Below are 24,909 nucleotides of genomic sequence, written 5' to 3' on the forward strand. Positions count from 1 at the left end.
TCGAGGCGTGAGGTGACGAGCCCTGTCCCACCTGCGTGGTTCGATGGAGGCATGAACCAGGAGCAGCGGATGCAACAGGAATCCCGTGCCATCTGGGCCACCGTCATCTGCTTCCTGGCCGGCACCGGCATCGGTACGGCAGTGCTGTGGGGAAATCCGCGACCGATCGCCGGAGACGGATCGGTCAGCCTGCCGGTAGCCCTCGTCGCGGGTGTCGTCGCCGCGGCATCCTTCGTCGTCAGCACGTTCCTGAATCGCAGAGGCGAGCATGCGTCGATGCCGAGGTGGCAGACGATCATCTCCGCATCCTCGGCCGTCGCCCTCACGATCGCGTTCGCCGGCGTGACGGCGCTCGGTGTGCTGCTGGCGAGCGAGGTGCTCGGCGTGGGGTTGCAGGGCGTCGTGCTTCCGGCGCTGGGTGGCGGCATCGTCACCGGAGTCGCCAGCGCCGTCGCCGGCAGGCTGACCTTCGGCGCTGGAATCGGGCTGCACACCGCTGATCTCGCCGCGCTGCTGTTCAGTTACCTGATGATCGGCACGCTGTTCGCGATGCTCACCGCCGCAGACCCGCGGTGGTGGGAGACGAACTTCTCGCAGCTCGGCATCGGGGTCGGTGCCTGGGTTTTCAACGGCACCCTCGTCGTCGCCGGCATCCTGACCGCCACGGTGGGCGCTTACATCGGTCGTGACCTGCACCGGATCCTCGGCGACGCCGCGCTGGGTCGCATCGTCTGGGTGGTCGTGCTGTGGACGGCCACCGGGGTCGCGCTCGCCGGAGTCGGGTTGTTCCCGCAGGAGGACATCGTCGTGCTGCACAACATCGCAGCCGTCTCGACGCTCGTGCTGTTCGTCGCGGCAGGTGTGCTCACGACCACGGTGATGCCAGGACCGCCACGGCCACTGCTGCTGACCACGGTGGGCGTCGCGCTGCTGCTCGTCATCGCGTTCGTGGGGGCCGACAGCCTCGACCTCTACTCGATCACCGTGCTCGAGGCGATCGTGATCGGACTCGGGCTGCTCTGGCTCACGACCCTGGTGCGCGTGCTCGCGGTGCTGACACCGGATGTTGCGCGTCCGTCGGCACGCGAGTCGCTGCTGCATGGGTGACGCGCGTCGCGACCGGTCCCGTCGCACTTTTCCATTGTCGTGCGGTGTGTCGTGCGACGGGAACCGGCCGGTGCTCAGAGCGAGGTGATGACCACCCGGGTGATGTTCGAGTCCTTCAGTGACTCGTAGCCCTCGTTGACCTCGTCAAGAGCGATCTCCTTCGACAGCAGCGAATCCAGTTCGAATCGACCTTCGAGGTACAGCTTCGCGTACATGGGGATGTCGTGCTTCGCGGTCGTCGATCCCATGTAGACGCCCTGGATGCGCTTCTGCGATCCGATCAGGCCGACCTGGTGCACGTCGATATGCGACGCGGGATCGATGACGCCGATCAAGTAGAGTCCGCCGCCGGGCGCGGCCATCTCGAGCCCCTGCTCTGCGACGGTCTTCGTGCCCACGAAGTCGAACACCGAATCCGCCCCGTTGCCGGTGATCTCCATCACGGCGGCCACAGGGTCGACGGACTTGGAGTTGACGACGTGGGTCGCGCCGAACTCGCGCGCCTTGAGGAGCTTGTCATCTGCGATGTCGACGGCGATGATCGTCGTCGCTCCAGCGATGACGGCGCCGTTGATCGCGTTGAGACCCACACCACCTGCGCCGATCACGACGATGGTGTCACCGGCCTGCACATTGGCAGTGTTCAGAACAGCCCCTGCGCCGGTGACGACGCCGCAGCCGAGCAGGGCGGCCTGAGCGAACGGGATCTCGTCCGGCACCTTCACGAGCTGGTTCTCGTGCACAAGCGCCTGCTGGGCGAATCCGCCCAGGCCGAAGGCCTGGCCGACAGGTAGGCCGTTCTCCGACAGCCGGGGTGCGTCACCCTCTGCGCGGAGCGTCTTCTCCGGGTGCAGGCACTGGTAGACCTTGCCCGACAGGCACTTCTCGCAGGCGCCGCAGTACTGCACGAGACATCCGACGACATGGTCGCCGACCGCGAGCTCCGTGACGCCGGGGCCGATCTGCGTGACGACGCCTGCGAGTTCATGCCCGAACACGCCGGGCAGCGGATTGCCCATCTCGAAACGCGACATGGTGAGGTCGGTGTGGCACAGGCCGGAGGCCTTCACGTCGACGAGTACCTCGCGGCCGATGGGATCCGCGATGTCGATGTCGGCGCTGACGAATCCTGCGCCGAGCTCGCGGACGAGTGTTGCCTTCATTTGTTCTCTCCTTCTGGGCGTTGTCCGTCGGGGTCTCCGGCGGGCACTGATGGGACGCTGATGTGCATCCATGCGGGCATGAGCTGGGTCAGATGATGCGCCAGCTCGTCCTGGGTGGCGGTCACATCACCGAGCACCCAATCGACGATGAGCCCGACCGCTGCGTGAGCGATGTACGTCGCAGCGATGGTGGGGTCGAGATCAGCCGGTGGGCGAGTGCCCTCGACGATGTGCGCGAGGATCTCGGTCCGCATGATCTCGACGACGCGTGATTCGGCGCCGCGCGGCGTCGCGATGGTGAAGACGCGAGCGTAGAGGCTGCGGTAGGTGCCGTAGTGCGCGATCAGGGCGCGCTGCGACTGCTCCATGAGTGAAGTGTCCACGCGCGAAGATGCCGCACTCGTGTGCTGCGAGATCTCATGGAAAGTGAGCTCCTGCAGGTGCAGCGCGAGGTCGTCGATGCCCGAGAAGTGGGTGTAGAAGGTCGCGCGGCTGATGCCGGCGGCCTCCGCCACGCTCTTCACCGTTATCTCGGCGTCCGTCGTGGCCAGTGTGCGTACCGCCTCATACAGGCGGGATCTGGTGGCGGCGGGTCTTCTGTCCGTGGACGCGCGTATCGCGTCGCGGACGGATGCGAGATCCGCCGTCGCGTCTTCGCGAGTCATGATCTCATCCTACGCCTGTTTCTGGACAAGTGTCTAGAAACAGGCGTGGCGCCCTGGCCATCGGTATCCGTCCCTGTCAGGATCGGGGGACCGACCTCCACGAAAGGACGACGATGTCCGACCAGGTATTCATCTTCATCGCGCTGGGGCTGTACTTCGCAGCCATGCTCGTCATCGGCTACCTGGCGTTCCGCCGGACAGCCGACCACGAGGACTACATGCTCGGCGGCCGTGATCTTCCGCCTTGGGTCGCGGCGCTCAGCGCCGGAGCATCCGATATGTCCGGCTGGCTGGTGATGGGCTTGCCGGGAGCGATCTATCTCTCCGGACTCATCGAAGCGTGGATCGCCGTCGGCCTCACGATCGGCGCGTACCTGAACTGGCTTCTCGTCGCCCCACGCCTGCGCGCGTACACGCAGGTGTCGCGCAACTCGATCACTGTGCCGAGCTTCTTCGAGAACCGACTGCGCGACTCCACGCGGCTGCTGCGCATCCTCGCCGGCGTCGTGATCCTGGTCTTCTTCACCCTGTACATCTCCAGCGGCATGGTCGCCGGTGGCTTCTTCTTCGAGACCTCCTTCAACTCCGACTATCTGCTCGGCATCGCATTGGTCGGGGGCGTCACCCTGCTGTACACCCTGTTCGGCGGGTTCCTCGGGGCATCGTTCACCGATGTCGTGCAGGGCCTGATGATGGTGATCGCGCTGATCGTCATTCCGGTCGCAGCCGTGATCGCCGTGGGCGGTTTCGGCGAGGTTGGCACGTACATCGACGAGCTCGCTCCGAACCACCTGTCTCTCATCGGAGGGACGGCGTTGACCGGTGGGGTCGTGCTGACCATCGTCTCGGGTCTCGCATGGGGCCTCGGCTACTTCGGTCAGCCGCACATCATCGTGCGGTTCATGGCGCTGCGCAACCCAGGTGAGGCCAAGGCTGCCCGCCGCATCGGCATGACGTGGATGATCATCTCGCTCGTCGGTGCAGTGTTCTCGGGCCTCATCGGCATCGCGTACATGGCGCAGAAGGGCATCGACCTCACCAACCCCGAGACCGTCGTGCTGGTGATGTCGCAGACGCTGCTGCACCCGTTCGTCGCCGGGCTCGTGCTCGCTGCCGTGCTCGCTGCGATCATGAGCACGATCTCCAGCCAGCTCATCGTCGCGTCGTCCGCCCTCGTGGAAGACCTCTTCAAGGTCGTCAAGAAGGAGCCGTCGCCGAAGCTGCTGGTGCTGCTCGGGCGAATGACAGTGCTCGGTGTCGGCATCATCGCGGCGCTGCTGGCGCTGGTCCCGAACGACACGATCCTCGGGCTGGTCTCGTTCGCGTGGGCAGGCTTCGGCGCCGCCTTCGGCCCGCTGATCCTGCTCAGCCTGTTCTGGCGCAAGCTCACGAACTGGGGCGCGCTGGCCGGCATGTTCGTCGGGGCTGCCGGTGTCTTCGTGTTCAAAGCCGTCTGGCCTCAGATGTACGAGCTGCTGCCTGCTTTCGTCTTCGCGATGCTCGTGGCGGTGGTCGTGAGCCTGCTCACCCACCGCGACGGCTCCGAGCGGCAGAACGAGATCCTGCAGGAGTTCAGCGAGACCGGCACGCTGCTGACCGTGAACGGCGTCGGCCGCGGTGCGCGTATCGACCGCATGACGCCGTAGGGCGCGTCGACGCCGGCGGCCACGCGCGACTCTGGCGGCCGCGCGCGACTCCGGCGGCCACAACGTTGCGAATTGGCCGCCAGAGTCGACGTGGGCCGTCAGGGTCGACGTCAGCCCGGATCTACTTGCCGAGGAACTCACTCAGCGCGGCGTTGACCTCGTCTGCGTGAGTCCAGAGCAGCCCGTGCGGAGCGCCCTCGACCTCGACGTAGTCGGCCTCAGGGACCGCCTGGTGGAAACGGCGAGCAGTGGCGTCGATGGGGAGGATGTTGTCCTTCGTGCCGTGCAGGATCAGCGTCGGCTTGCCGCTGGCGCGAACCGCCTCGACGTCGGCGCGGAAGTCCTCGATCCAGGCCGAGACGACAGCGTATGCCGCGACCGGGGCGCTGCTGATCGCGACGTTCCAACTGCCGGTGACGGCTTCGGGACTGATGCGACTGCCGAGGTTCTCATCCAGGTTGTAGAAGTTCTTGTAGAAGTCGGTGAACCAGGCGAAGCGGTCAGCCTTCGCAGTTGCTTCGATCCCGTCGAAGACATCCTGCGGCACGCCTTCAGGGTTGTCGTCGCGCTGGACGAGGAACGGCTCGAGCGACGCCAGGAAGGCGAGCTTCGCGACCCGCTCGTGTCCGTAGCGCGAGACGTAGCGGGCGAGCTCACCTGTGCCCATCGAGAAGCCGACGAGAACGACATCGCGCAGGTCGAGGGTCTCGAGCACCGTGTTCAGATCGGCGGCGAACGTGTCGTAGTCGTATCCGGCGGCGACCTTGGAGGACTGGCCGAATCCGCGGCGGTCGTAGGTGATCACGCGGTAGCCGTTCGCGAGCAGCTCTCGCGTCTGTCGTTCCCAGCTGTGCCCGTCGAGCGGATACCCGTGGATGAGGACGACCGGCTGACCGGAGCCCTGGTCTTCGTAGTAGAGCTCGATAGGAGCGGAGTTCTCGGTGCCGACGTTGATGTACCCCATGGTTCTGCCTTTCTGAAAAGAGGGGAGAACGATCGTTCTCCGCCATTGATCACAAATGTAGAGAACGATCGTTCTCTTGTCAAGTACCATGGACTTATGTATTCGGAGAATTCACGAGAGAGCATCCTCGATGCGGCTGAGGAGCTCTACTACGCCAAGGGGTACGCCGCTGTCGGCATGGACGAGCTGCGCGCGGCTGCCGGTGTGTCGCTGAAGCGCGTGTACGCCCTCTTCCCTTCGAAGAACGACATCATCAAGGCTGTTCTCGGACGCAAGCACGACGAGTGGGAGAGCATGCTCACGAGTGCGGTGGCAGCGGCGGGAGATGACTCCCGTGCGCGTCTGCTGGCCGTGTACGACTTCCTGCAGGTGTGGTTCGGCGCGGACGACTTCCGTGGCTGCGCGTTCATCAACGCCTTCGGCGAACTCGGCGGCACGATCCCCGAGGTCGCGCAGATCGTCCGCGAGCACAAGGCGTCGTTCCAGGAGTACATGTCTCGACTCGTCGCCGACACGGGAGCATCTGAGGTCCTCGCCGCGCAGCTTTCCATCCTCGCCGAGGGCGCGCAGAGCACTGCAGCCATCTCCGGCGATCCGCAGGTCGCCGTCCAGGCTCGAGGCGCGGCTGAGGTGCTCATCGGTGCGGCGGTGGCCAGCGCCTGAGGTGGGCGTCCGCCAGAAATAGGGCATCTGCCGGATGTCTGAGGGGTGTCTTAGAAGGGAATGTAGACGTACCGCATCTCTCCAAGGAGTCGTCATGTACGAGCACCCGTCTTACACCCACGCAAGAGTCACCGGCGAGCAGGCCCGCGCTGCCCGCGAGCTCGAACGTCGCCGTTCGATGCTGGATCATCCGTCCCGGATCGTTCGGCGGGAACGTCCGTTGATCGCCCTGCTGAAGCGGGCATTCCGTGGTGAGAAAGGCGCGCCGCGGTCGGCGAGAGCCGCAGCGTCGTCGAGTACGCCATCGGACAAGCCGCGCGTCGTCTGCGAACAGCCCGCCCAGCCGGCGCACGCACGGTGAACTCGCCGGCGGTGAGCCCGCCTGCGGTGAACTCGTCTACGAGCGGGATCGCCGATCCTGATGTCCGCGGTACGTGGCACCATGATGTGGTGACGGTTCCCACGGACAGCACGGCGATGGTGGGTCGCGATGCCGACCTCGCCGAGTTGCGGCGCGCCTTCGATCGTGCCGCCGGGGGTGAGCCTTCGGCGGTGCTGATCGAGGGCGAAGCCGGCATAGGCAAGACACGTCTGCTGCGGGAGTTCCTGGGCGATGTGGCGGCATACGCTGACGTCCATGTCGGTCGCTGCCTCGACCTCGGAACCGCCCGCTCCGCGTACGGCCCGCTCATCAGCATCCTCCGCTCGATCGTCCACCGCGTGGGCGTCGCAGAGGCGCGGAAGGCGGTCGGCGTCGGCACCGAGGCACTGCGCATGCTCGTCCCAGAGCTCGGTGACGGCGCGGCGCAGCGAGACCTCACGAGCCCAGATGCCCTGCGCGGCGCGGTCGTCGCGCTGATCGAGGCGGCAGCCGAACGTGCGCCGCAGGTCATCGTGGTCGAAGACGTGCACTGGACCGACGACTCCACGCTGGGCATGCTCTCCTTCCTGCTGCGCACCCTGCAGTCCGGCCGCGTGCTCGTGGTCATCACCTGCCGCAGCGATGACGTGCGGCGCGGCGACGCCGTGAGCAGATTCATCGCCGAGACCACTCGCGCACGCCTCATCGAACGGCTCCCTCTGCGACGCCTGGACGCAGACGCCACGCGCCAGCTGGTCCGACTGATAGCGGGCGACTCGCTCACCGAGGCCGCGCTGGAACGTCTGATGGAAAGAGTCGAGGGCGTCCCGTTCTTCATCGAAGAGGTCGCGTGCTGCGCGGCCGGGCCGCTTCCCGACTCGCTGCGAGACATGCTGCTCGTGCGATTCGACCAGCTCGACGACGACGCTCGGCACGTCGTGCGTGTCGCGTCGGGTGGCGAAGGGATGCTGTCTCACTCCCTGCTCGCCGAGCTCGCACGCCTTCCGGACGAACGCTTCGATGACGCCATCCGGGCAGCGGTGCGAGGCGGCATCCTCTCCGTCGACGGCGATCAGTACGCCTTCCGGCACGCGCTGCTGCGCGAGGCGGTGCACGACGATCTGCTGCCAGGTGAACGAGCAAGACTGCACCACGCGTACGCCGAAGCTCTCGAGGAACGCGCAACGTCGCTCGACCGATGCGACCGCTCCTCACTCGCCCATCACTGGCGTCTCGCCCAAGTGCCCGACCGCGCGCTGGTCGCCTCGGTCGCCGCGATGCAGGAGGCCAAGTCCCGGTTCGCGTTCGCGAGCGCGGCCCGATTCGGCGAGCTCGCCCTGGAACTGTGGGAGCAGGTCCCGCACGCCGAGGTCATCGTCGGTCTTCCGCACGTGCGGCTGATGCGGCAGCTGGGTTCGCTCTTGCGCAACGCCGGTGAGGCCGAGCGCGCCCTCGTGGTCGCCGAGCGCGCTCTGGCCGAGGTCGATGAGAGCACCGAGCCCGCCGAGCACGCACGACTCCTGCGCGACAAGGGCTTGTTCCTCGCGAACCTGGGACTGCCAGGTGTGATGGAGTTGTTCCTCCAGGCGCTGGAGATCGTCGACCGGGCCGTGGACGACGACCAGCTGCACGCGACGCTGCTCAACGGCCTGGCCGGAAAGTACATGCTCGCATCGATGCCGCGCGAGGCGATCATCACGGCGACCCAAGCGCTCGAGATCGCGACTCGCGCCGGTGACGCGCGCGAGATCTCAGTCGCCCACAACCTCCGCGGCACCTGTCGGACTTACCTCGGGCAGCTCGATGACGCCTTCGCCGACTACCGTGAAGCGGCACGATTCGCCCCTCGCAGCAACGGGGGCGCCGAGCTGCGCTATCACGTCAACTACTCCGACATGCTGGCGCTGCTCGGCAGACACCGTGAGGCGTTCGAGGTGGCCGAAGCCGGGGTCGTGCGAGCGCGGGAACTGGGCGTCGAGCGCGCCTCCGGCACTCTCATGGGGCAGAACATGGTCGAGCCGCTGCTCACGCTCGGCGACATCGACGGTGTGAAGGCGCGCTTGTCGGCGGTGCCGATCGGCAGGCCCCAGGTGCTGAACGATCAGTATGTCGTTCTCACCCGGATCCGCGTCCTCGCTTGGCAGGGCAAGGTGGACGAGGTCGAGCGGCTGCGCGAGGAGTGGATGCCGTCGCTGCGCCGCACCGGCGAGATCGAGCGTCAGGCGTGGTACCGGATCATCGAGGATGAGATCGCTCTCGCCGTGGCCCGCGGGCAGTGGTCCGCGGCTCTGGACGCCGTTGTCGAGATGACCGAGGACAAGGGTTTCGTGCTGCTGCACGCGTATCGGCTGCTGCTCGAGTCGGGCTGGCTCGTCGCCGAGGTACGTGCCTCCGGACATTCGACCGACGCAGCCGTGGCGGCGATTCGTCGGCTCTGGGCCGTGGTTCCATCGTCCGTGCGCGACGACGGCTGGGCGACGATGCTCGACTCGTTGCTCGACCCGTCGATCGACGCGCTGCGTGGGGCGATCGATGCCTCCGAGAAGCAGGATGTCCCCGCGATCATGCGCGGTGTCACCCGCCTCGAATTGGCGCGGATGCTTGTCGCGAGCGGTGAGAGAGGCGAGGCGCAGACTGTGCTGGCGGAGGCCGCGACGGTGGCGACGGCGATCGGTCACGTGCCTCTTCAGGAGAGCATCGCGGCGTTCGGGCGGGCGAGCGGCGTCACTGCAGACGGGCACGTGAAGGATGACCTTGAGCTCACTGCCCGTGAGCGACAGGTGCTGGAGCTCGTGGCCGAGGGGCTCAGCAACAAGCAGATCGGCGAGCGACTCTTCATCAGCGCCAAGACGGCGAGTGTGCATGTGTCGGCGATCCTGCGCAAACTCGGAGTAGCGACGCGTACCGAGGCGGCGTTGGTGGTGGCCCGGCGCTGAATCTCGCAACGAATACGCACGGATGCGAGATATAGGTTAGGCTCTCCTAACGTGAGATCCGACCATTCTCGTGTGTCCGAAGGCGTCCTTCGTGGCGACAACCTCGCCCTCGGCTACCGCAGGGACCGCGTCGTGCACGACGTCTCCCTCCAGCTGCGTCCGGGCGCCGTCACTGCCCTGATCGGCCCGAACGGCAGCGGCAAGTCGACCGTGCTGCGCTCGCTCGCGCGGCTCCATCCGGTCGACTCCGGAACCGTCCACGTCGGTGATGCCGAACTGCGCAGCCTCTCCGCACGTGAGTTCGCCCGCAACGTGGCGATGCTCTCGCAGTCGAGGCCGCATCCGTCCGGCCTCGAGATCCGCGACGTCGTCGCCTTCGGACGGCACCCTCATCGCGGACGATTCTCCGCAGTGAGCGATGCTGATCGCTCAGCCATCGACAGTGCGCTGGCGTTGACCGGCCTCGGCGAGATGTCTCACCGTGCCGTGGACGAACTCTCCGGAGGCGAGCTGCAGCGTGTGTGGCTGGCGACGTGTCTCGCTCAGGACACCGGCATCCTCCTCCTGGACGAACCCACAAATCATCTCGACCTGCGCTACCAGATCGAAACGCTCGATCTGGTGCGCGACCTCGCCGATCGGGGCACGGCCCTCGGCGTCGTGCTCCACGACCTCGGGCATGCGGCATCCGTCGCCGATGAGGTCATCCTGCTGCACCGCGGTCGCGTCCGCGCCAGCGGTCTCCCGGCCGATGTGCTCACCTCGGAGAACCTCTCAGAGGTGTACGGGCTGCACATCGACACCGTCGTCGACGACGAGACAGGCCACGTCCGCGTGCTCCCGCGCGGACGCCACCAACAGCGACGACTCGTACCCGCCGGCGGCATCGCCGCACCATGAACGGACGTCGCACTGAACAGACGTCGCAGTGAACAGACGACGTGCGAACAGAGGATGAAGTGAACCGAGGAATGATGAAGAAGACCCAGATCGCGACGCTCGCGAGCATCAGCATCCTGGCGCTGGCGCTCTCCGGGTGCGGCACCACCGAAGTCGCCCCGCAGGACAGCGCCGCGCCCGAATCCGTCGCGAGCGAAGACTGCGCTGCGGATGAGACCAGTACTTCGGCCGACCCGGTCACGCTGACCGATGACTTCGGACGCACGGTGGAGCTCGACAAGCCTGCCGAGCGCGTCGCCGTGCTCGAGTGGCAGCAGATCGAAGACACGCTGACGCTGTGTGTGACGCCGGTCGCCGTGGCAGATGCCGAGGGGTACACGACCTGGGACACCGCAGAGGTGCTGCCGGAGGGCGTGGTCGATGTCGGCACGCGGCAAGAGCCGAATCTTGACGCACTGTTCGCCACGAACCCCGATCTGGTGATCGTCGAAGCCTCCGGTCCGGACGACGAGATCATCGCTCAACTCGAGGCCTACGACGTGCCCGTGATCGCCACCATCGGCGCGGACGCGGCGGACCCGATCGCGAAGATGCTCGCCACCTTCGACCTGATCGCGCAGGCCACCGGCCGCGAAGAGCGTGCTGACGTCGTGAAGGACGAGTTCGACGCGTACCTCGCCGACGCCAAAGGCGAGCTCGCGGATGCCGACCTTCCCACCACTGATTTCGTGTTCTTCGACGGCTGGGTCGACGGCGGCAACGTCGCACTGCGACCGTACGGACAGGGCTCGCTGATCGGCGAGCTGGGCGAGGAGCTCGGTCTCACGAATGCGTGGACCGGTGAGGTGGACGCGGCGTACGGGCTCGGCCAGACAGACATCGAAGGCATGCTCGCCATCGGCGATGCGACGCTGCTGCACACCGGCACGGTCGGCGACGACTCCGATGAGTTCCTCGCAGCCCTCGACGGCAACAGCATCTGGAAGACGGTCCCGGCCGTCGCACAAGAGCGGATCTACAGCTTCCCGGCAGGCATCTGGACGTTCGGCGGCCCTCGCTCGGCACAGCAGATCATCGACGCGTACGTCGCGGCGCTGAGCAAGTGACGCTCGCCGAGACGCGCGGCACGCCGACGGAGGCGCCCGCCGCTCCCGTTCGGCGTGCCGCGCGCCTCGGCGCGGTGGGGGCGCTCGTCGCCCTCGCCGCGCTGCTCGTCCTCGCCTCGGTGTGGCATCTTACGCAGGGCACCAGCGGTGCGGTCTTCGCGGACGAGACGGTGCTGTGGGGGTCGCGGATCCCGCGTCTCGCCGCCGGAGTCACGGTCGGCGTCGCTCTCGGCATCGCCGGCACGCTGCTGCAGTCGCTCTCGCGCAACGCGCTTGCCTCCCCTGACACCCTCGGCGTGACGGCCGGCTCCTACCTGGCTGTGACCGTGATCGCCGCATTCGGCATCGCTCTGCCGATCTGGGCATCGGGGACCGTGGCCTTCATCGGTGGTCTGGTCGGCGCGATGATCGTGCTCGGCCTTGCCGGCGGCGCGGCATCCTCGACCACACGGCTCGTGCTCGCAGGTTCTGCACTGGCGATGGCGTTCCAAGCCGGGTCATCCACGCTGCTCATCCTCTTCTCGGAGGAGACCAAGGGACTGCTGGCCTGGGGCAGCGGTTCGCTGACGCAGCTGAACCTGAACGCCTTCCTGCAGGCGGCGCCGGTCGTCGTGCTCGTGCTGGCGGCCTCTCTGCTGCTCGCCCGTCGATTCGACGTGCTCGCCCTCGGTGACGACACCGCCTCGTCCCTCGGCATCCCGATCCGTTCGACGCGGGCCATCGGCATCCTCTTCGCCGTCGCGTTGACCGCCGTCTCCGTGACGCTCGCCGGTCCGCTCGGCTTCGTCGGTCTGTGCGCCCCCGTGCTCGCACGACTGCTCACCCGGGTCGTTCCCGGCCTCAGCCGGCACATCTTCCTCCTGCCGGCATCCGGTCTCCTCGGCGCTCTCGTCGTGATCCTGTCGGATGCCGTCCTTCGGGCCATCCTCGGCGCGGAGCAGGCGATCAGCATTCCGACTGGTGTCGCCACCACCTTGCTGGGCGCGCTCGTGCTCGTGCTGATGGCGCGGCGCCTGCGCGATGCCGGACCCACCAGGGAGCCCCCGAAGGTGCGCTTCGGCGTGCGCAGCGTGGCCCGGTTCCGGCTCGTCATGGTGTTCGCGGGGGCCGGGGTCGTGGCCATCGGCATGATCGGGTTGCTGCTCGGCCACACCGCGCTGCTCACCGGGGACGTGATGCTGTGGCTGCAGGGTCAGGCTCCTCCGCAGATCGCCTTCGCGCTCTCCGAACGAGCGCCGCGCGTCGCGGCGGCGATGTGCGCCGGTGCTGCCCTCGCACTCGCCGGAACGCTGATCCAGGCCGTCAGCCGCAACCCGTTGGCCGACCCCGGCATCCTCGGTGTCACCGGAGGTGCGGGCCTCGGCGCAGTGATCGTCGTGACCAGCGCTGTCGCCTCGACGGCGGGGATGATCGCGGCAGCGGTCGTCGGCGCGCTGCTCGCCTTCGCGCTGGTGTACCTGCTCGCCTGGCGTGGCGGACTGAACGCCGACCGCTTCATCCTCATCGGCATCGGCATCTCCTACGGCGCCTCGGCGCTGACCACGTTCCTGCTGCTGCGCGCCAACCCGTGGGACACCCCGAAGATCTACACCTGGCTCTCCGGCACGACGTACGGGCGGATCTGGGAACAGGTCATCCCCGTCGCGATCGTGCTGGTCATCGCCGTGCCGCTCGCGTTCGCGGTGCGCCGTGAGGCGGACGTGCTTGCGCTGGATGAGGACACCCCTCGCCTGATCGGCATCGGCGTGGAGCGCACGCGCATGATCCTGCTCGTCGCGGCGGCTGTGCTGGCGGCGCTCAGCGTGACCGCGGTCGGTGTGATCGGCTTCGTCGGACTCGTCGCCCCGCACGCGGCACGTGCACTGGTCGGCTCCCGTCACACTCGGGTGATCCCGGTCGCGGTGCTGCTCGGGGCGCTGCTGGTGGGCGTGGCCGACACGATCGGCCGCACGATCATCGCGCCCGAGCAACTGCCGGCAGGTCTCGTCGTCGCGCTGCTGGGGGCGCCGTACTTCGTCTGGCTGCTCTGGCGGTCGCGGGACACCTGAGTCAGAGCACCAGGCGGTAACCCATCCCCGACTCTGTCAGCAGATGCTCCGGCGCAGCAGGTGACGCCTCGAGTTTCTTGCGCAGCTGCGACATGTACAACCTCAGGTAACCCGAATCCGACACCTGTTCGCTGCCCCAGATCCCCTTCAGCAGATCTTGGCGAGTGACGAGTGCGCCGGGGTTGCGGGCGAGGTGCTCCAGCATCCGCCACTCGGTCGGTGTGAGGTGCACCCGAGAGCCTGCGCGCGTCACGGCCTTCGCGGCCAGATCGATCACGACGTCCGCGAAGCGCACGGTCGATTCGCCGGTCGTCGGCGCTGCACGGCGGGACAGTGCGCGCAGCCGGGCGAGCAGCTCGTCGACTTGGAAGGGCTTCGTGACGAAGTCATCCGCGCCGGCATCCAGGGCCTCGACCTTGTCCGCGGATCCGGTACGTCCGGATATGACGATGATGGGTGCCGTCGTCCAGCCGCGGAGGGCGTGGATCACCTCGATGCCGTCGAGCCGCGGCATTCCGAGATCGAGCAGGATGATGTCTGGATGCGTCTGCGCGGCTGCGGCGATCGCGGCGGCGCCGTCAGCGGCGGCGACCACGTCGTAGCCGTGCGCGGAAAGCGTGATCCGGAGGGCGCGCACCATCTGCGGGTCGTCGTCGGCGATGAGGAGCTTCACTCCGCCTCCTGGTTGTCGGACGTTCCCGCAGCGAGGGGCAGGGAGATGACCATCGTGAGGCCGCCACCTGGGGTGTCCTCCGGAGTCAGGCTACCGCCCATTCCCTCCGTGAACCCCTTCGAAAGCGCGAGGCCGAGTCCGAGACCGGTGGTGTTGTCGGTGTCTCCGTAGCGCTGGAACGGCTGGAAGATGGCGTTCTGGCGTTCTGGCGGAACCCCGGCTCCTCGATCGATGATGCGCAGCTCGGCCCGGTCGCCCAGACGACTCGTCGAGACGATCACGTGCTGGTCCGGTGGCGAATGCCGGAACGCGTTGGTCAGCAGATTCACGAGCACCCGTTGCAGCAGCACCGGATCCGCCTGCAGCGGCGGGAGAGCGGGGTCGAGCGCGAGCTCGATGTCGGAGGGGCCGAGCGAGAGCTCATCGAGGGCGGCCAGGATGCTGCCGGCGGCATCCACGCGCGTGGCGGAGACCGCCAGGACGCCGGCCTCCACCCGGCTCACGTCGAGAAGGTCGGTGACGAGAGTCGACAGGGCCGCCAGACTCTCATCTGCCGTGGCGAGGAGCTCATCGCGATCGGATGCCGAGAGCCGATGGGATCCGCGCAGTCCACCGATGGCGGCGACGGCGGCGGCCAGTGGGCGACGGACGTCATGGCTCAGGGCGGACAGCAGTGCGCTGCGCACCTGATCCGTTTCGGCGAGTGCCTCGGCCGCTCGTGCGGTCGCGCTGAGATCGGTGTGCTCGATGGCTGCCGACAACTGCGCCACGATCACATCCAGCAGCCTGCGGGACGGAGTGTCGAGGGGGCCGCCGTGCAGTTCCAGGAACGCACGGGGCTCACCGTTGGCTCCGCGACCGACCGGAATCGTGGTCGCGCGGCCGTCGCGCAGGGGCTCCCCGTCTCTCGCAAGGACCTCGCCGTCAGGTGCGACGAGGCGCACGCCGGACAGGGCGAACGCCTCTCTGGTGCGTGTGACGATGGCGAGCACCGCGCTGTCGCCGCGCAGCACGTTGCCGGCGATGGAGGCGAGCAGCTCTGCTTCAGCTGTCGCGCGTTGCGCGGAGCGTGCGCGGCGAGCGGCCTGGTCGACGATCAGGCTGACCAGGATGGCGATGATGACGTAGAGCGCGAGGGCGATCGCGTGCAGAGGGTGCGCGACGGTCACGGTGTACAGCGGGGCGACGAACAGGAAGTCCAGCGTTATCCCGGAGAGCACAGCGGCGAAGAGCGCGGGGCGCAGGCCGCCGATGAGCGCGACCACGACCACGAGCAGCTGATACGACAGCACGTCGGAGGTGATCGACTCAGGGGTGCGCAGCGTGATCAGCAGCCACGACAGCAGCGGACCGCCGACGAGCGCCACCACGAAGCCGAGCACCTGGCGGCGCCACCCGAGTGCCCCACCGGTGATCCGAGGCAGGGCGGTGCGACCACCGGCGTGGGCGTGCGTGACGATGTGCACATCGATGTCGCCTGAGCGTCTGATGACCTCGGCGCCGATGCCGGGGCCGGTGAGCATCGTGGCCAGACGTCCTCGGCGGCTCACGCCGATCACGAGCTGCGTGGCATCGACGGATTGCGCGAACTCGACCAGCGTCTCGGGCACATCATCGCCGATGACCTGGTGGTAGCTGCCGCCGAGCGACTCCACCAGCGCGCGCTGCGCCGTCAGCGCCCCCGGCGCCTCTGTACGCAGGCCGTCCTGTGTGGACACGTGCACGCCGAGCAGTTCGCCTCCCGCAGAGCGCGCGGCGATCCGTGCGCCGCGTCGCAGCAGCGTCTCGCCCTCCGCGCCGCCCGTGAGGGCGACGACGACACGTTCCCTGGCCTGCCAGGCCCCCTCGATGCCCTGTTCCGCGCGATAGCTGCGCAGCGCGCTGTCGACCTCGTCGGCGAGCCACAGCAGTGCGAGTTCCCGGAGCGCCGTGAGGTTGCCGAGCCGGAAGTAGTTCGACAGCGCGGCGTCGACGCGTTCGGCGGGGTATACCAGGCCGGCTGCCAGACGATCGCGAAGCGATTGCGGTGCGAGGTCGATGACTTCGATCTCGTCGGCGGCGCGCACGACGGCATCCGGAATCGTCTCCTGCTGGGCGATCCCGGTGATCTTCTCCACGACGGCGTTGAGCGATTCGACGTGCTGCACGTTGACGGTCGTGATGACATCGATGCCGGCGTCGAGGAGGACCTGGACGTCCTCCCAGCGCTTGCGATGCGCTGAGCCGGGGATGTTGGTGTGTGCGAGCTCGTCGACGAGAGCGATCTCCGGTGCGCGGGCGAGCACGGCTTCCAGGTCGAGCTCGGTGAGCGCGACTCCACGGTGCCGGTCGCCGCGGCGTGGAACCTCGGGCAGCCCGACCGTCTGGGCCAGGGTCGCTGCCCGCTCGTGGGTCTCGACGATCGCGATCACGACGTCGCGCCCTTCGTCCAGCAGTCGGCGGCCTTCGTCGAGCATCTCGAAGGTCTTGCCGACGCCAGGGGCGGCACCCAGCAGAACGCGGAGCCGGCCGCGCCGTGGCATCCGCTCTGCGCGCATCAGCCCTCCCGCTCGTCGAGTGCGAGATTGAGCTCGACGACGTTGATGCGTTCTTCGCCGAGGAAGCCCAGGTCCCGCCCTTGAATCCTAGACTCCACTGCGCTGCGGACCTCCGCCTCTGACAGCCCGCGTGCCTCGGCGACCCGCGGTATCTGGATCAGGGCGTAGGCGACGCTGATGTGCGGATCGAGACCGGATCCGGATGCTGTCACCGCATCGGCCGGAATCTCGGACGCCTCCACCCCTTCGCGCTCGGCGATCTGCGCCTTTCGGTCTTCGATCGCCGCGACCAGATCGGGGTTCTCCGGACCGAGGTTGCTGCCGCTGGAGGAGGCGCCGTCGTACCCGTCTCCTGCGGCCGAAGGGCGTGACTGGAAGTACTCCGGCAGGGCCTCGCCGTCGGCATCCGTGAAGGACTGGCCGATCAGGGCGCTTCCCTTCCCGTCGTCGACGGCCGATCCGTTCGCCTGCCACGGCAGGATCAACTGGCCGATGCCGGTGACCAGCAGCGTGTAGCCGACGCCGAGGAGGAGTGTGATGACGAGCATCGCGCGGACGGCGACGCCTGCGGTACGAGCCGCGGTGCGGGTGGAGGACATGTCTCTGATTCCTAACGGGTGCCGGTCAGAAACCGGGGATGAGGCTGACGACGAGGTCGATGAGCTTGATGCCGATAAACGGCGCGATCACGCCGCCGAGGCCGTAGATGAGCAGGTTGCGCTGCAGGATCCGCGAGGCGCTCGCCGGGCGGTACTTCACTCCGCGCAGGGCGAGCGGGATGAGGAAGACGATCACGATCGCATTGAAGATGATCGCGCTGGTCACGGCGGATGCCGGCGAGTGCAGCTGCATGATGTTCAGCGCCGCGAGTCCGGGGAAGACGCCCATGAACATGGCGGGGATGATCGCGAAGTACTTCGCGATGTCGTTCGCCAGTGAGAACGTCGTGAGCGCACCTCGGGTGATGAGCAGCTGCTTGCCGATGCGCACGATGTCGATGAGCTTGGTCGGGTCCGAGTCGAGGTCGACCATGTTGCCGGCCTCCTTCGCGGCCGATGTGCCCGTGTTCATCGCCACGCCGACGTCGGCCTGGGCGAGGGCAGGGGCGTCGTTCGTGCCGTCACCCGTCATCGCGACCAGCCGGCCGCCCTCCTGCTCGCGGCGGATGAGCTCGAGCTTGTCCTCCGGGGTGGCTTCGGCGAGGAAGTCGTCGACGCCCGCCTCCTTCGCGATCGCGGCCGCGGTCAGCGGGTTGTCGCCCGTGATCATGACGGTGCGGATGCCCATGCTGCGCAGCTCATCGAACCGCTCCCGCAGGCCGTCCTTCACGATGTCCTTGAGATGCACGACGCCGAGCACGTGGCCGGAGCCGGCAGCGTCCTTCACCGCGACGACCAGGGGTGTGCCACCGCTCTGCGCGATGGCCTCGGTGCGGGACGTCAGCTCGTCGTCGTCCGGCGCGCCGAGCCAGGCCTGCACGGCGGAACCTGCGCCCTTGCGGATCTGCGTGCCGTCCGGGAGGTCGAGCCCGCTCATCCTGGTCTGCGCTGTGAACGGCACGATGATCGCGTCAGCGGGCTCGTCGACCCGGATGCCGCGAGCAATGGCCAGCTCGACGATCGACGCGCCCTCTGGAGTCGGATCCGCAAGCGATGACAGTGCGGCGGTGCGGAGCAGCTCGTCCGGATCGATGTCCGGCATCCGCACCACTTCATGTGCACGGCGGTTGCCGTAGGTGATGGTGCCGGTCTTGTCGAGCAGCAGGGTCGTCACGTCGCCTGCGGCCTCGACCGCGCGACCCGACATGGCCAGGACGTTGCGCTGCACGAGTCGGTCCATCCCGGCGATGCCGATCGCGGAGAGCAGTGCGCCGATCGTCGTCGGGATGAGGCATACGAGCAGGGCGATCAGCACGGGGATGCTCACGGGGGACGCCGCGTACGCGGCGATCGGGTTGAGTGCCAGCACGACGATCAGGAACACGATCGACAGGCTCGCGAGCAGGATGTTCAGGGCGATCTCGTTCGGGGTGCGCTGACGGCTCGCCCCTTCGACGAGCGCGATCATCCGATCGACGAAGGTCTCGCCCGGCTTGGATGTGATGCGCACGACGATGCGGTCCGAGAGCACTCGCGTGCCTCCGGTGACGGCGCTGCGGTCGCCTCCCGATTCGCGGATCACAGGGGCGCTCTCGCCGGTGATCGCCGATTCGTCGACCGTCGCGATGCCGGAGATGATGTCACCGTCGCCGGGGATCAGTTCTCCGGCTTCGACGATCACGATGTCGTCGCGCTGCAGATCGGCGGATGACACCTGGGATGTCGCGGAGCTGGTCGCCGCGACATCCGATGCCTGGTCATAAGCGGACACGCGACGTGCGAGCGTGCTCGTGCGCGTCTTGCGCAGGCTGGCGGCCTGGGCCTTGCCGCGCCCCTCGGCGATCGATTCCGCGACGTTTGCGAAGAGCACAGTGAGCCAGAGCCACACGGCGATGCCCCAGGTGAACGGCGCGGGCACCGCGGTGCCGCCGGACTCGCCAGGGCCGCCGAGGAACGGCTCGGCGATCGCGAGAACAGTCGTGAACGCCGCTCCGGCCCACACGAGCAGCATCACGGGGTTGCGGACGAGGCTCACCGGATTGAGTCTGCGCACCGCGCCAGGAAGGGCCTGACCGAGCTGCGCCCAGCCGAACGCCCGCGATGTCGAACTCTGCGAGGGTGCGGATGCCGCAGCATCCTGCTGTTCAGAAACGGAGGTGATGAGTGTCATGTCAGACGAGTCCTTCGGCGAGCGGGCCCAGAGTGAGCACCGGGAAGTACGTGAGCGCGGTGACGATGACCGTCACGGCGAGGAGGAGGCCGACGAACTGCGGCCGGTGGGTGGGGAGCGTCCCTGATGTCGCGGGGATGCGCTCCTGCGCTGCGAACGAACCGGCGAGAGCCAGCACGAGCACGATCGGTATGAACCGTCCGAGCAGCATCGCGATGCCCAGCGCGGTGTTGAACCACGGAGTGTTCGCGGTGAGGCCGGCGAACGCGGAGCCGTTGTTGTTGGCTGCCGAGGTGAACGCATAGAGCACCTCGCTCATGCCGTGCACGCCGGGGTTCAGGATGCTGGTCGATTCGACGTCTTCCCGGATGCCCGGAATGGCGAAGCTCAGGGCGGTGCCGCCCAGCACGAGTGCCGGCACGACCAGGATGTAGAGGCTCGCGAGTTTGATCTCCCGCGGCCCGATCCGCTTGCCGAGGTATTCGGGCGTGCGCCCGATGAGCAGCCCGCCGACGAACACGGCGATGATCGCGAGCACGAGCATTCCGTAGAGGCCCGAGCCGACGCCGCCGGGGGCGACCTCGCCGAGCATCATGTTGAGCATCGGCATCATGCCGCCCAACGCCGTGTAGGAGTCGTGCATGGAGTTCACCGCGCCGGTGGAGGTGAGGGTCGTCGCACTGCCGAACAGTGTTGATCCGAGGATGCCGAATCGCTGCTCCTTACCCTCCATGGCGGCGCCGGCGAGTTCGGGTGCGGTGCCGCGGCCTGCCAGTTCGAGGGCGGACAGGGCGAACGTCGAGAGCAGGAAGATCGTGCCCATGACGGCCGCGATCGCGTAGCCCTGGCGGTGGTCGCCGATCATGCGCCCGAAGGTGCGCGGCAGTGCGAAGGGGATCGCGAGCACGAGGATGATCTCCAGCAGGCTCGTCCAGGCCGTGGGATTCTCGAACGGGTGCGCGGAGTTCGCGTTGAAGAATCCGCCTCCGTTCGTGCCCAGCAGTTTGATCGCCTCCTGCGAGGCCACCGGCCCGCCGGGAATCGTCTGCGTCCCGCCCGAGACGGTCTGCACCTCGGTGAAGCCGGCGAAGTTCTGCACGACGCCTCCGACGATCAGGGCGACGGCCCCGATCAGGGCGATCGGCAGCAGGATGCGGCCGAGTCCGCGGATGAGGTCGACCCAGAAGTTGCCGATCGTCGCGGAGCCGCGACGGGAGAGCCCGCGGATCAGAGCGATCGCGATCGTGAGGCCGACAGCCGCGGAGGCGAAGTTCTGCACCGTGAGACCGGCGAGCTGTACGACGTAGCCCATGGTCTGCTCGGGCGAGTACGACTGCCAGTTCGTGTTGGCCACGAAGGACGCGGCGGTGTTGAACGCGAGGCCCTCCGGCACGGCCGGGAGCCCGAGCGACTGCGGCAGGAACGCCTGCAGGCGCTGCAGCCCGTATACCAGGAGGAACCCGACCAGCGAGAAGGCGAGCACGCTGCGCGCGTAGGCGCGCCAGGTCTGCTCCGATGCGGAGTCGACGCCGATCAGGCGGTAGATGCCGCGCTCGACGCGAAGGTCGCGTGCCGAGGAGTAGACGTGCGCGATGCCGTCTCCGAGTGGGCGGTAGAGGAGCACGAGGGCGACGATGAGCGTCGCGGCCTGGAGGATGCCGAACCAGATAGTGGCATCCATCAGAACTTCTCCGGTGCGACGAGGGCGACCACGAGGTAGACGATCGCGGCGACGGCGAGAGCCACGGCGGCGATCTCGAAGACGATCACAGTCGTTCCACCCCCTTCGCGATCAGAGCGACGAGGGCGAAGAGCGCGAATGTCAGCGCGAGGTAGATGATGTCGAGCACGAGACTCGATACAACTCCGGTGCGGGCGCCGCGGCCATGATCCTCACGCTTTCCCTACGGCTGCAGGGGCGATGCATGCGGGATGCTCACATCGGCGCTAGTTCGTCTGCCATTCCTCGGAGAGGAGCCCGTAGTTCATCCCGTCCATCCACTCGCCCGAGCGGTGCAGGGCTGTCTTGCGGCTGAACTCCTCGCGGCGCATGCCGATGCGCTCCATGAGTCGCCACGACGGCTCGTTGTCGGCGAAGCATCCGGCATGCACGCGGCGCAGCCCCATCGGGCCGAAGCACACGTCGATCGCGGCCTTGACGGCCTCGGTGGCGTAACCGCGCCCCGCGAACGCGGGGTCGAGCGCCCAGCCGAGCTCGGCTTCGACGGCCTTGGCGTCGTCGGCCACCTCCAGCTGCGCCCACGCGTCTTGGATGCGCACCATGAGGTCGCCGATGATCACGGGTTCGTTGTCTGAAGTCGGCAGCAGCTCGATGACGAAGGTCGCTGCGAGGCGGTCGGGATCGAGGTAGCGCTCATGGAACTCTTCGCGAGTGGCCGGCGCGACGCCGAGCCAGCGGTTGACTGCGGGGAGCCGCCTGAACTCCCAGATCGGGTCGAGGTCGTCCGGTGCGCAGCGACGGATCTCGAGCCGGGAGGTGCGGATCGGCCACGGGTCGATGCGCTGCGCGTCGGTCATGGTTTCAGAGTAGACCGGGGCTGTGATCCGCTCATCGTGAGGACAGGAAGATGGCGGTGTCCTGAGCGATCTCCTTCGAGAGGGTGTGGTGGAGATAGTGCTCTCCCGCCATCGGGATGACCTGACCGAAGTCGACGCTTGCCGCCTGCTCCTCGTGGAGCGCCATCCACCCCGGCACCTCGGCGCCGTCCGACACCACGAAGAGCAGCACCGGCAGGTTGGGTGGGAACGTCATTCCGCTGGCCGCAGCGAAATTGGCGGGGATGCGATCCATCTCGTCGATCAGCGTCGAGGCGGTGGCGTTCTTCGTTGTGAGCAGCGCCATCTGTTCCTTGACGTGCTCGTCGTAGGGGAGGCCGGCAAAAGGATCGCCTGCAATCGCCGTGAGTATGCGCGTGATTCCGAGATTGCGGAGCGCGACAAGTGTCGAGGTCTGGACCGGGTCATCCATTCCCGGCTGATCGGGGACACTGCTGTCGATCCCCACGAAAGCAGTGAGCTCGTCGGGGTAGGCGGCCGCGTAAGTCAGTGCGTATATGCCCGCGATCGAATGGCCCATCAGCGCGTATCGGTCGACGTCGAGTTGCTGCAGCGCTTCATGCACTTCTCGCGTGATGTTCTGGGCCGTGCGCGGTGTATCGGTCGCGTCGCTCAGTCCGGTGCCGAAGGGTTCCACTGCCACAACGCGATAGGTGTCGTCGAGCTCGTCGATCAGCGGACGGAAGTCGAGTCCTGGTGCGGCGGTGCCGAGGCCGGGGAGGAGCACGATGGTCTCGTCTCCCGCACCGCTGACCACGACGTTCATCTGTTTGCCGTCGACGGGTACGAGCTGACCGTACGACTCGATCGAGTCCTTCTCCACTGCCGTCGCGACCACGTTGACGACGGTGGTCGTCGTGAGAAGGAGCACCGGGATCGCGACGATGACGCCGACGGTCGTGAGGGCGATTCTCCAGGGCTTGCGCATCTTGCTCTTCTCGATTCGGCGGAGCAAGGGCATCGCTCTACGGGTGTCCGACCAGTCAAGCAATCGGTCGGCGTGCACAGAAGTGCTGCGCTGTCACCCATGTCGGTGACAACTGTCATGGCTTCGGGTCAGGGGGCGTGGGGGCGGTGCGCGTCGTGCCGGCATCGGCTCGGAGAAGTCGCTGTCCGGTGTTGAAACCTGTAGCGTGTGCGGGTTTGTGCGGCGCTTCGAAAGTTGTTGGGAAAGGTTCTCTGACCTGGGTGAAAGCGGGGTGGGAATGTCGGTGGTCCGGTGTTGAATAGTTGGTATGAACAGCATCGTTGCTCGGCTTCGGGAACTCGAGGAGTCCCTCGATTCCGTGGCGTGTGATGCGTTCGGTTCGGAGCAGATTCCGGGGTTGTCTGATCAGGATGCGGCGGAGGTTCTTGTACTGACGGGGAAGATTCAGCGGCGACTGGAAGGTATGCAGGTCGAGACGACAGTTCTCGTCAGTGACCGGTCGCAGGGGCTCAACGAAGAGCGGATGACGACTCGTTATGGGTGTGCGAAGCCTGCGGATCTGGTGCGGATGCTGGTCGGCACGGACACGCGTGGCGCGGCGCGGTTGGTGCGGGCGGCGCGGTTGGTGCGCCGCGAGGTGGGGATCACGGATGGGGCGTTCCTTCCGGCCCGGTATCAGGCGCTGCGGGAGGTGATGGTCGAGGGCGGTCTGGGGGTGGCGGGGTTGTTGGCGGCAACGGATCCGATCGAGCAGTCCGCGCGTCGGATCAGTGACGAGAACCGGGTCGAGGCGGACCGGCAGCTCGCGGACTTCGCCCCGCGGCATGGACGCCGGTGCCGCGGTGGACGAGGGGGTGCCGCGTCCGATCCCTCTTCCGGAGGATCTGGGTGTGTTGGCGCGGGTGATGGTGGCGTATCTGGATCCGGATGGTGCCGAACCGGCGGAAGAGGCGGCGATGCGGGGCCGGTACTTCTCGATCGGGAGGGTCAAGGACGGTGCGGCACCGGTACGGGGCAGCCTCCTGCCCGAAGTCGCCGCGCAGCTGAGCCTGCTGATCGACAGTCTGTTGAACCCGAAGGTGAATAGGGCGGACGACCCGGATCAGGATGGCGGGTCGATGGGTGCGGGTGGTGGGGTGCGGTTCGTCCCGTCCGCCCACGAGGACGCAGACGCGGGTCCCGCGGATGTGACGGATACGGGTGTCACGGATACCCGTACGCGTGGGCAGAGGCTGCATGATGCGTTGGCGGCGATTCTGAACACGGCGGCCCGGACTGACCTGTTCCCGCACCTGGGCGGTGCGGCACCGACGCTCACTGTCTCCGCGACCGAGGCGGACCTTTCGGCCGGTTACGGGTGGGCGCAGATCGGGCACACCGGTGATCTGGTTCCGCTCGCTGCGGCGTTGCAGACTGGGTGCGCCGGTGGCATCCAACGGATCCTGTTCGATGACCACGGTCGGATCGTGTCGATCGGCACCAGTGGTCGTATCTTCAACGCCCTGCAACGCCGCGCCATCACCGCACGGGATGGCGGGTGCGTGATCCCGGGGTGCACGATCCCCGCGACGTGGTGCGAAGTGCACCACGTGCAGGAGCACGCCGGCGGCGGCCCGACCCATACCGACAACGGGGTGCTGTTGTGCTGGTTCCATCACCGCACCCTGCACCTGACCGAGTGGGTGATCCGCATGAACCACGGCGTTCCCGAAGTCCGCGGCCCCGCCTGGTGGGACCGCCACCAGAGATGGCACCCCACCCGCAGCCCCCACCACCGACAACCCATCCCCGGATAGGGAGAGCGAGCCGATTGAATCGGCCGAAAGGGTTGAGTCGGCCGAAGAGATAGGTCGGCGGAAAGCGTCG

At 67.4% G+C, this 24,909-nt stretch carries 20 protein-coding genes; 9 read left to right on the forward strand and 11 right to left on the reverse strand.

The window, feature by feature from the left end; translation table 11 throughout:
* Nucleotides 1-51 precede the first annotated feature (51 nt).
* Nucleotides 52-1,107, forward strand: a complete 1,056-nt coding sequence (locus tag QFZ46_RS10350) for a DUF998 domain-containing protein (RefSeq protein WP_307361068.1) — start codon at nt 52-54, stop codon at nt 1,105-1,107.
* 74 nt (nt 1,108-1,181) lie between these two features.
* On the opposite strand, the gene QFZ46_RS10355 is transcribed toward QFZ46_RS10350, so the two are convergent.
* Both QFZ46_RS10355 and QFZ46_RS10360 read right to left on the reverse strand, forming a co-directional pair.
* Entirely contained in the window at nt 1,182-2,270 is a 1,089-nt protein-coding gene (locus QFZ46_RS10355; RefSeq protein ID WP_307361069.1) for a Zn-dependent alcohol dehydrogenase, read from the reverse strand.
* Nucleotides 2,267-2,935, reverse strand: a complete 669-nt coding sequence (locus QFZ46_RS10360) for a TetR/AcrR family transcriptional regulator (protein ID WP_307361071.1) — start codon at nt 2,933-2,935, stop codon at nt 2,267-2,269. The genes QFZ46_RS10355 and QFZ46_RS10360 overlap by 4 nt, the downstream gene beginning before the upstream one ends.
* Nucleotides 2,936-3,048: 113 nt before the next feature.
* Here QFZ46_RS10360 and putP point away from each other — a divergent pair, with 113 nt between their 5' ends.
* Nucleotides 3,049-4,581: a sodium/proline symporter PutP gene (gene putP, locus QFZ46_RS10365; RefSeq protein ID WP_307361072.1), complete on the forward strand. Its 1,533-nt coding sequence runs from the start codon at nt 3,049-3,051 to the stop codon at nt 4,579-4,581.
* Between the two features lie 121 nt (nt 4,582-4,702).
* Here the strand turns inward: putP and QFZ46_RS10370 are convergent, their stop codons facing one another.
* Entirely contained in the window at nt 4,703-5,545 is an 843-nt protein-coding gene (locus QFZ46_RS10370; RefSeq protein WP_307361073.1) for an alpha/beta fold hydrolase, read from the reverse strand.
* Between the two features lie 96 nt (nt 5,546-5,641).
* On the opposite strand from QFZ46_RS10370, the gene QFZ46_RS10375 reads away from it, so the two are divergent.
* From QFZ46_RS10375 to QFZ46_RS10400, 6 genes are all read left to right on the forward strand, one after another.
* Nucleotides 5,642-6,208: a TetR/AcrR family transcriptional regulator gene (locus QFZ46_RS10375; protein WP_307361074.1), complete on the forward strand. Its 567-nt coding sequence runs from the start codon at nt 5,642-5,644 to the stop codon at nt 6,206-6,208.
* Between the two features lie 94 nt (nt 6,209-6,302).
* On the forward strand, nt 6,303-6,569 hold the full coding sequence (locus QFZ46_RS10380) for a hypothetical protein (protein WP_307361076.1): 267 nt from the start codon (nt 6,303-6,305) through the stop codon (nt 6,567-6,569).
* 89 nt (nt 6,570-6,658) lie between these two features.
* Nucleotides 6,659-9,505, forward strand: coding sequence for an ATP-binding protein (locus QFZ46_RS10385; RefSeq protein ID WP_307361078.1), 2,847 nt, complete (start codon nt 6,659-6,661; stop codon nt 9,503-9,505).
* A 72-nt stretch (nt 9,506-9,577) separates the two neighbouring features.
* Complete coding sequence (locus tag QFZ46_RS10390) at nt 9,578-10,405, forward strand: ABC transporter ATP-binding protein (RefSeq protein WP_307361079.1); 828 nt, start codon at nt 9,578-9,580, stop codon at nt 10,403-10,405.
* Between the two features lie 74 nt (nt 10,406-10,479).
* Nucleotides 10,480-11,511, forward strand: coding sequence for an ABC transporter substrate-binding protein (locus QFZ46_RS10395; protein WP_307361081.1), 1,032 nt, complete (start codon nt 10,480-10,482; stop codon nt 11,509-11,511).
* Nucleotides 11,508-13,559, forward strand: a complete 2,052-nt coding sequence (locus tag QFZ46_RS10400; RefSeq protein ID WP_307361083.1) for an iron ABC transporter permease — start codon at nt 11,508-11,510, stop codon at nt 13,557-13,559. Before QFZ46_RS10395 ends, QFZ46_RS10400 begins: the two co-directional genes overlap by 4 nt.
* Before the next feature lies 1 nt (nt 13,560).
* Here QFZ46_RS10400 and QFZ46_RS10405 read toward each other — a convergent pair whose 3' ends face one another.
* The 8 genes from QFZ46_RS10405 to QFZ46_RS10440 all read right to left on the reverse strand — a co-directional run bounded on the left by QFZ46_RS10405 (nt 13,561) and on the right by QFZ46_RS10440 (nt 23,043).
* A complete protein-coding gene (locus QFZ46_RS10405) occupies nt 13,561-14,232 on the reverse strand; it encodes a response regulator (RefSeq protein WP_307361084.1) in 672 nt (223 codons plus the stop codon).
* Nucleotides 14,229-16,754, reverse strand: coding sequence for an ATP-binding protein (locus QFZ46_RS10410; RefSeq protein WP_307364567.1), 2,526 nt, complete (start codon nt 16,752-16,754; stop codon nt 14,229-14,231). Before QFZ46_RS10410 ends, QFZ46_RS10405 begins: the two co-directional genes overlap by 4 nt.
* Nucleotides 16,755-16,768: 14 nt before the next feature.
* Nucleotides 16,769-17,368: a potassium-transporting ATPase subunit KdpC gene (kdpC, locus tag QFZ46_RS10415; protein ID WP_307361086.1), complete on the reverse strand. Its 600-nt coding sequence runs from the start codon at nt 17,366-17,368 to the stop codon at nt 16,769-16,771.
* A gap of 25 nt (nt 17,369-17,393) precedes the next feature.
* Entirely contained in the window at nt 17,394-19,538 is a 2,145-nt protein-coding gene (gene kdpB, locus QFZ46_RS10420; protein WP_307361087.1) for a potassium-transporting ATPase subunit KdpB, read from the reverse strand.
* 1 nt (nt 19,539) lies between these two features.
* The gene (gene kdpA, locus QFZ46_RS10425) at nt 19,540-21,219 is read right to left on the reverse strand and encodes a potassium-transporting ATPase subunit KdpA (protein ID WP_307361089.1); all 1,680 of its coding nucleotides are present in this window, start codon (nt 21,217-21,219) and stop codon (nt 19,540-19,542) included.
* Nucleotides 21,219-21,308, reverse strand: coding sequence for a potassium-transporting ATPase subunit F (locus QFZ46_RS10430; RefSeq protein ID WP_307361091.1), 90 nt, complete (start codon nt 21,306-21,308; stop codon nt 21,219-21,221). The genes kdpA and QFZ46_RS10430 overlap by 1 nt, the downstream gene beginning before the upstream one ends.
* Before the next feature lie 177 nt (nt 21,309-21,485).
* Nucleotides 21,486-22,076 carry a GNAT family N-acetyltransferase gene (locus QFZ46_RS10435; RefSeq protein ID WP_307361095.1) on the reverse strand — a complete coding sequence of 197 codons (591 nt, stop codon included), beginning with the start codon at nt 22,074-22,076 and terminating at the stop codon, nt 21,486-21,488.
* A 31-nt stretch (nt 22,077-22,107) separates the two neighbouring features.
* Nucleotides 22,108-23,043, reverse strand: a complete 936-nt coding sequence (locus QFZ46_RS10440; protein WP_307361097.1) for an alpha/beta fold hydrolase — start codon at nt 23,041-23,043, stop codon at nt 22,108-22,110.
* An 824-nt stretch (nt 23,044-23,867) separates the two neighbouring features.
* Between QFZ46_RS10440 and QFZ46_RS10445 the strand changes: the two genes are divergently transcribed.
* Complete coding sequence (locus tag QFZ46_RS10445) at nt 23,868-24,839, forward strand: HNH endonuclease signature motif containing protein (protein ID WP_307361098.1); 972 nt, start codon at nt 23,868-23,870, stop codon at nt 24,837-24,839.
* Nucleotides 24,840-24,909: the final 70 nt, after the last annotated feature.

Origin of the sequence: Microbacterium murale (assembly GCF_030815955.1) — a bacterium.
In the GTDB taxonomy this organism is placed as follows: Bacteria; Actinomycetota; Actinomycetes; order Actinomycetales; family Microbacteriaceae; genus Microbacterium; species Microbacterium murale_A.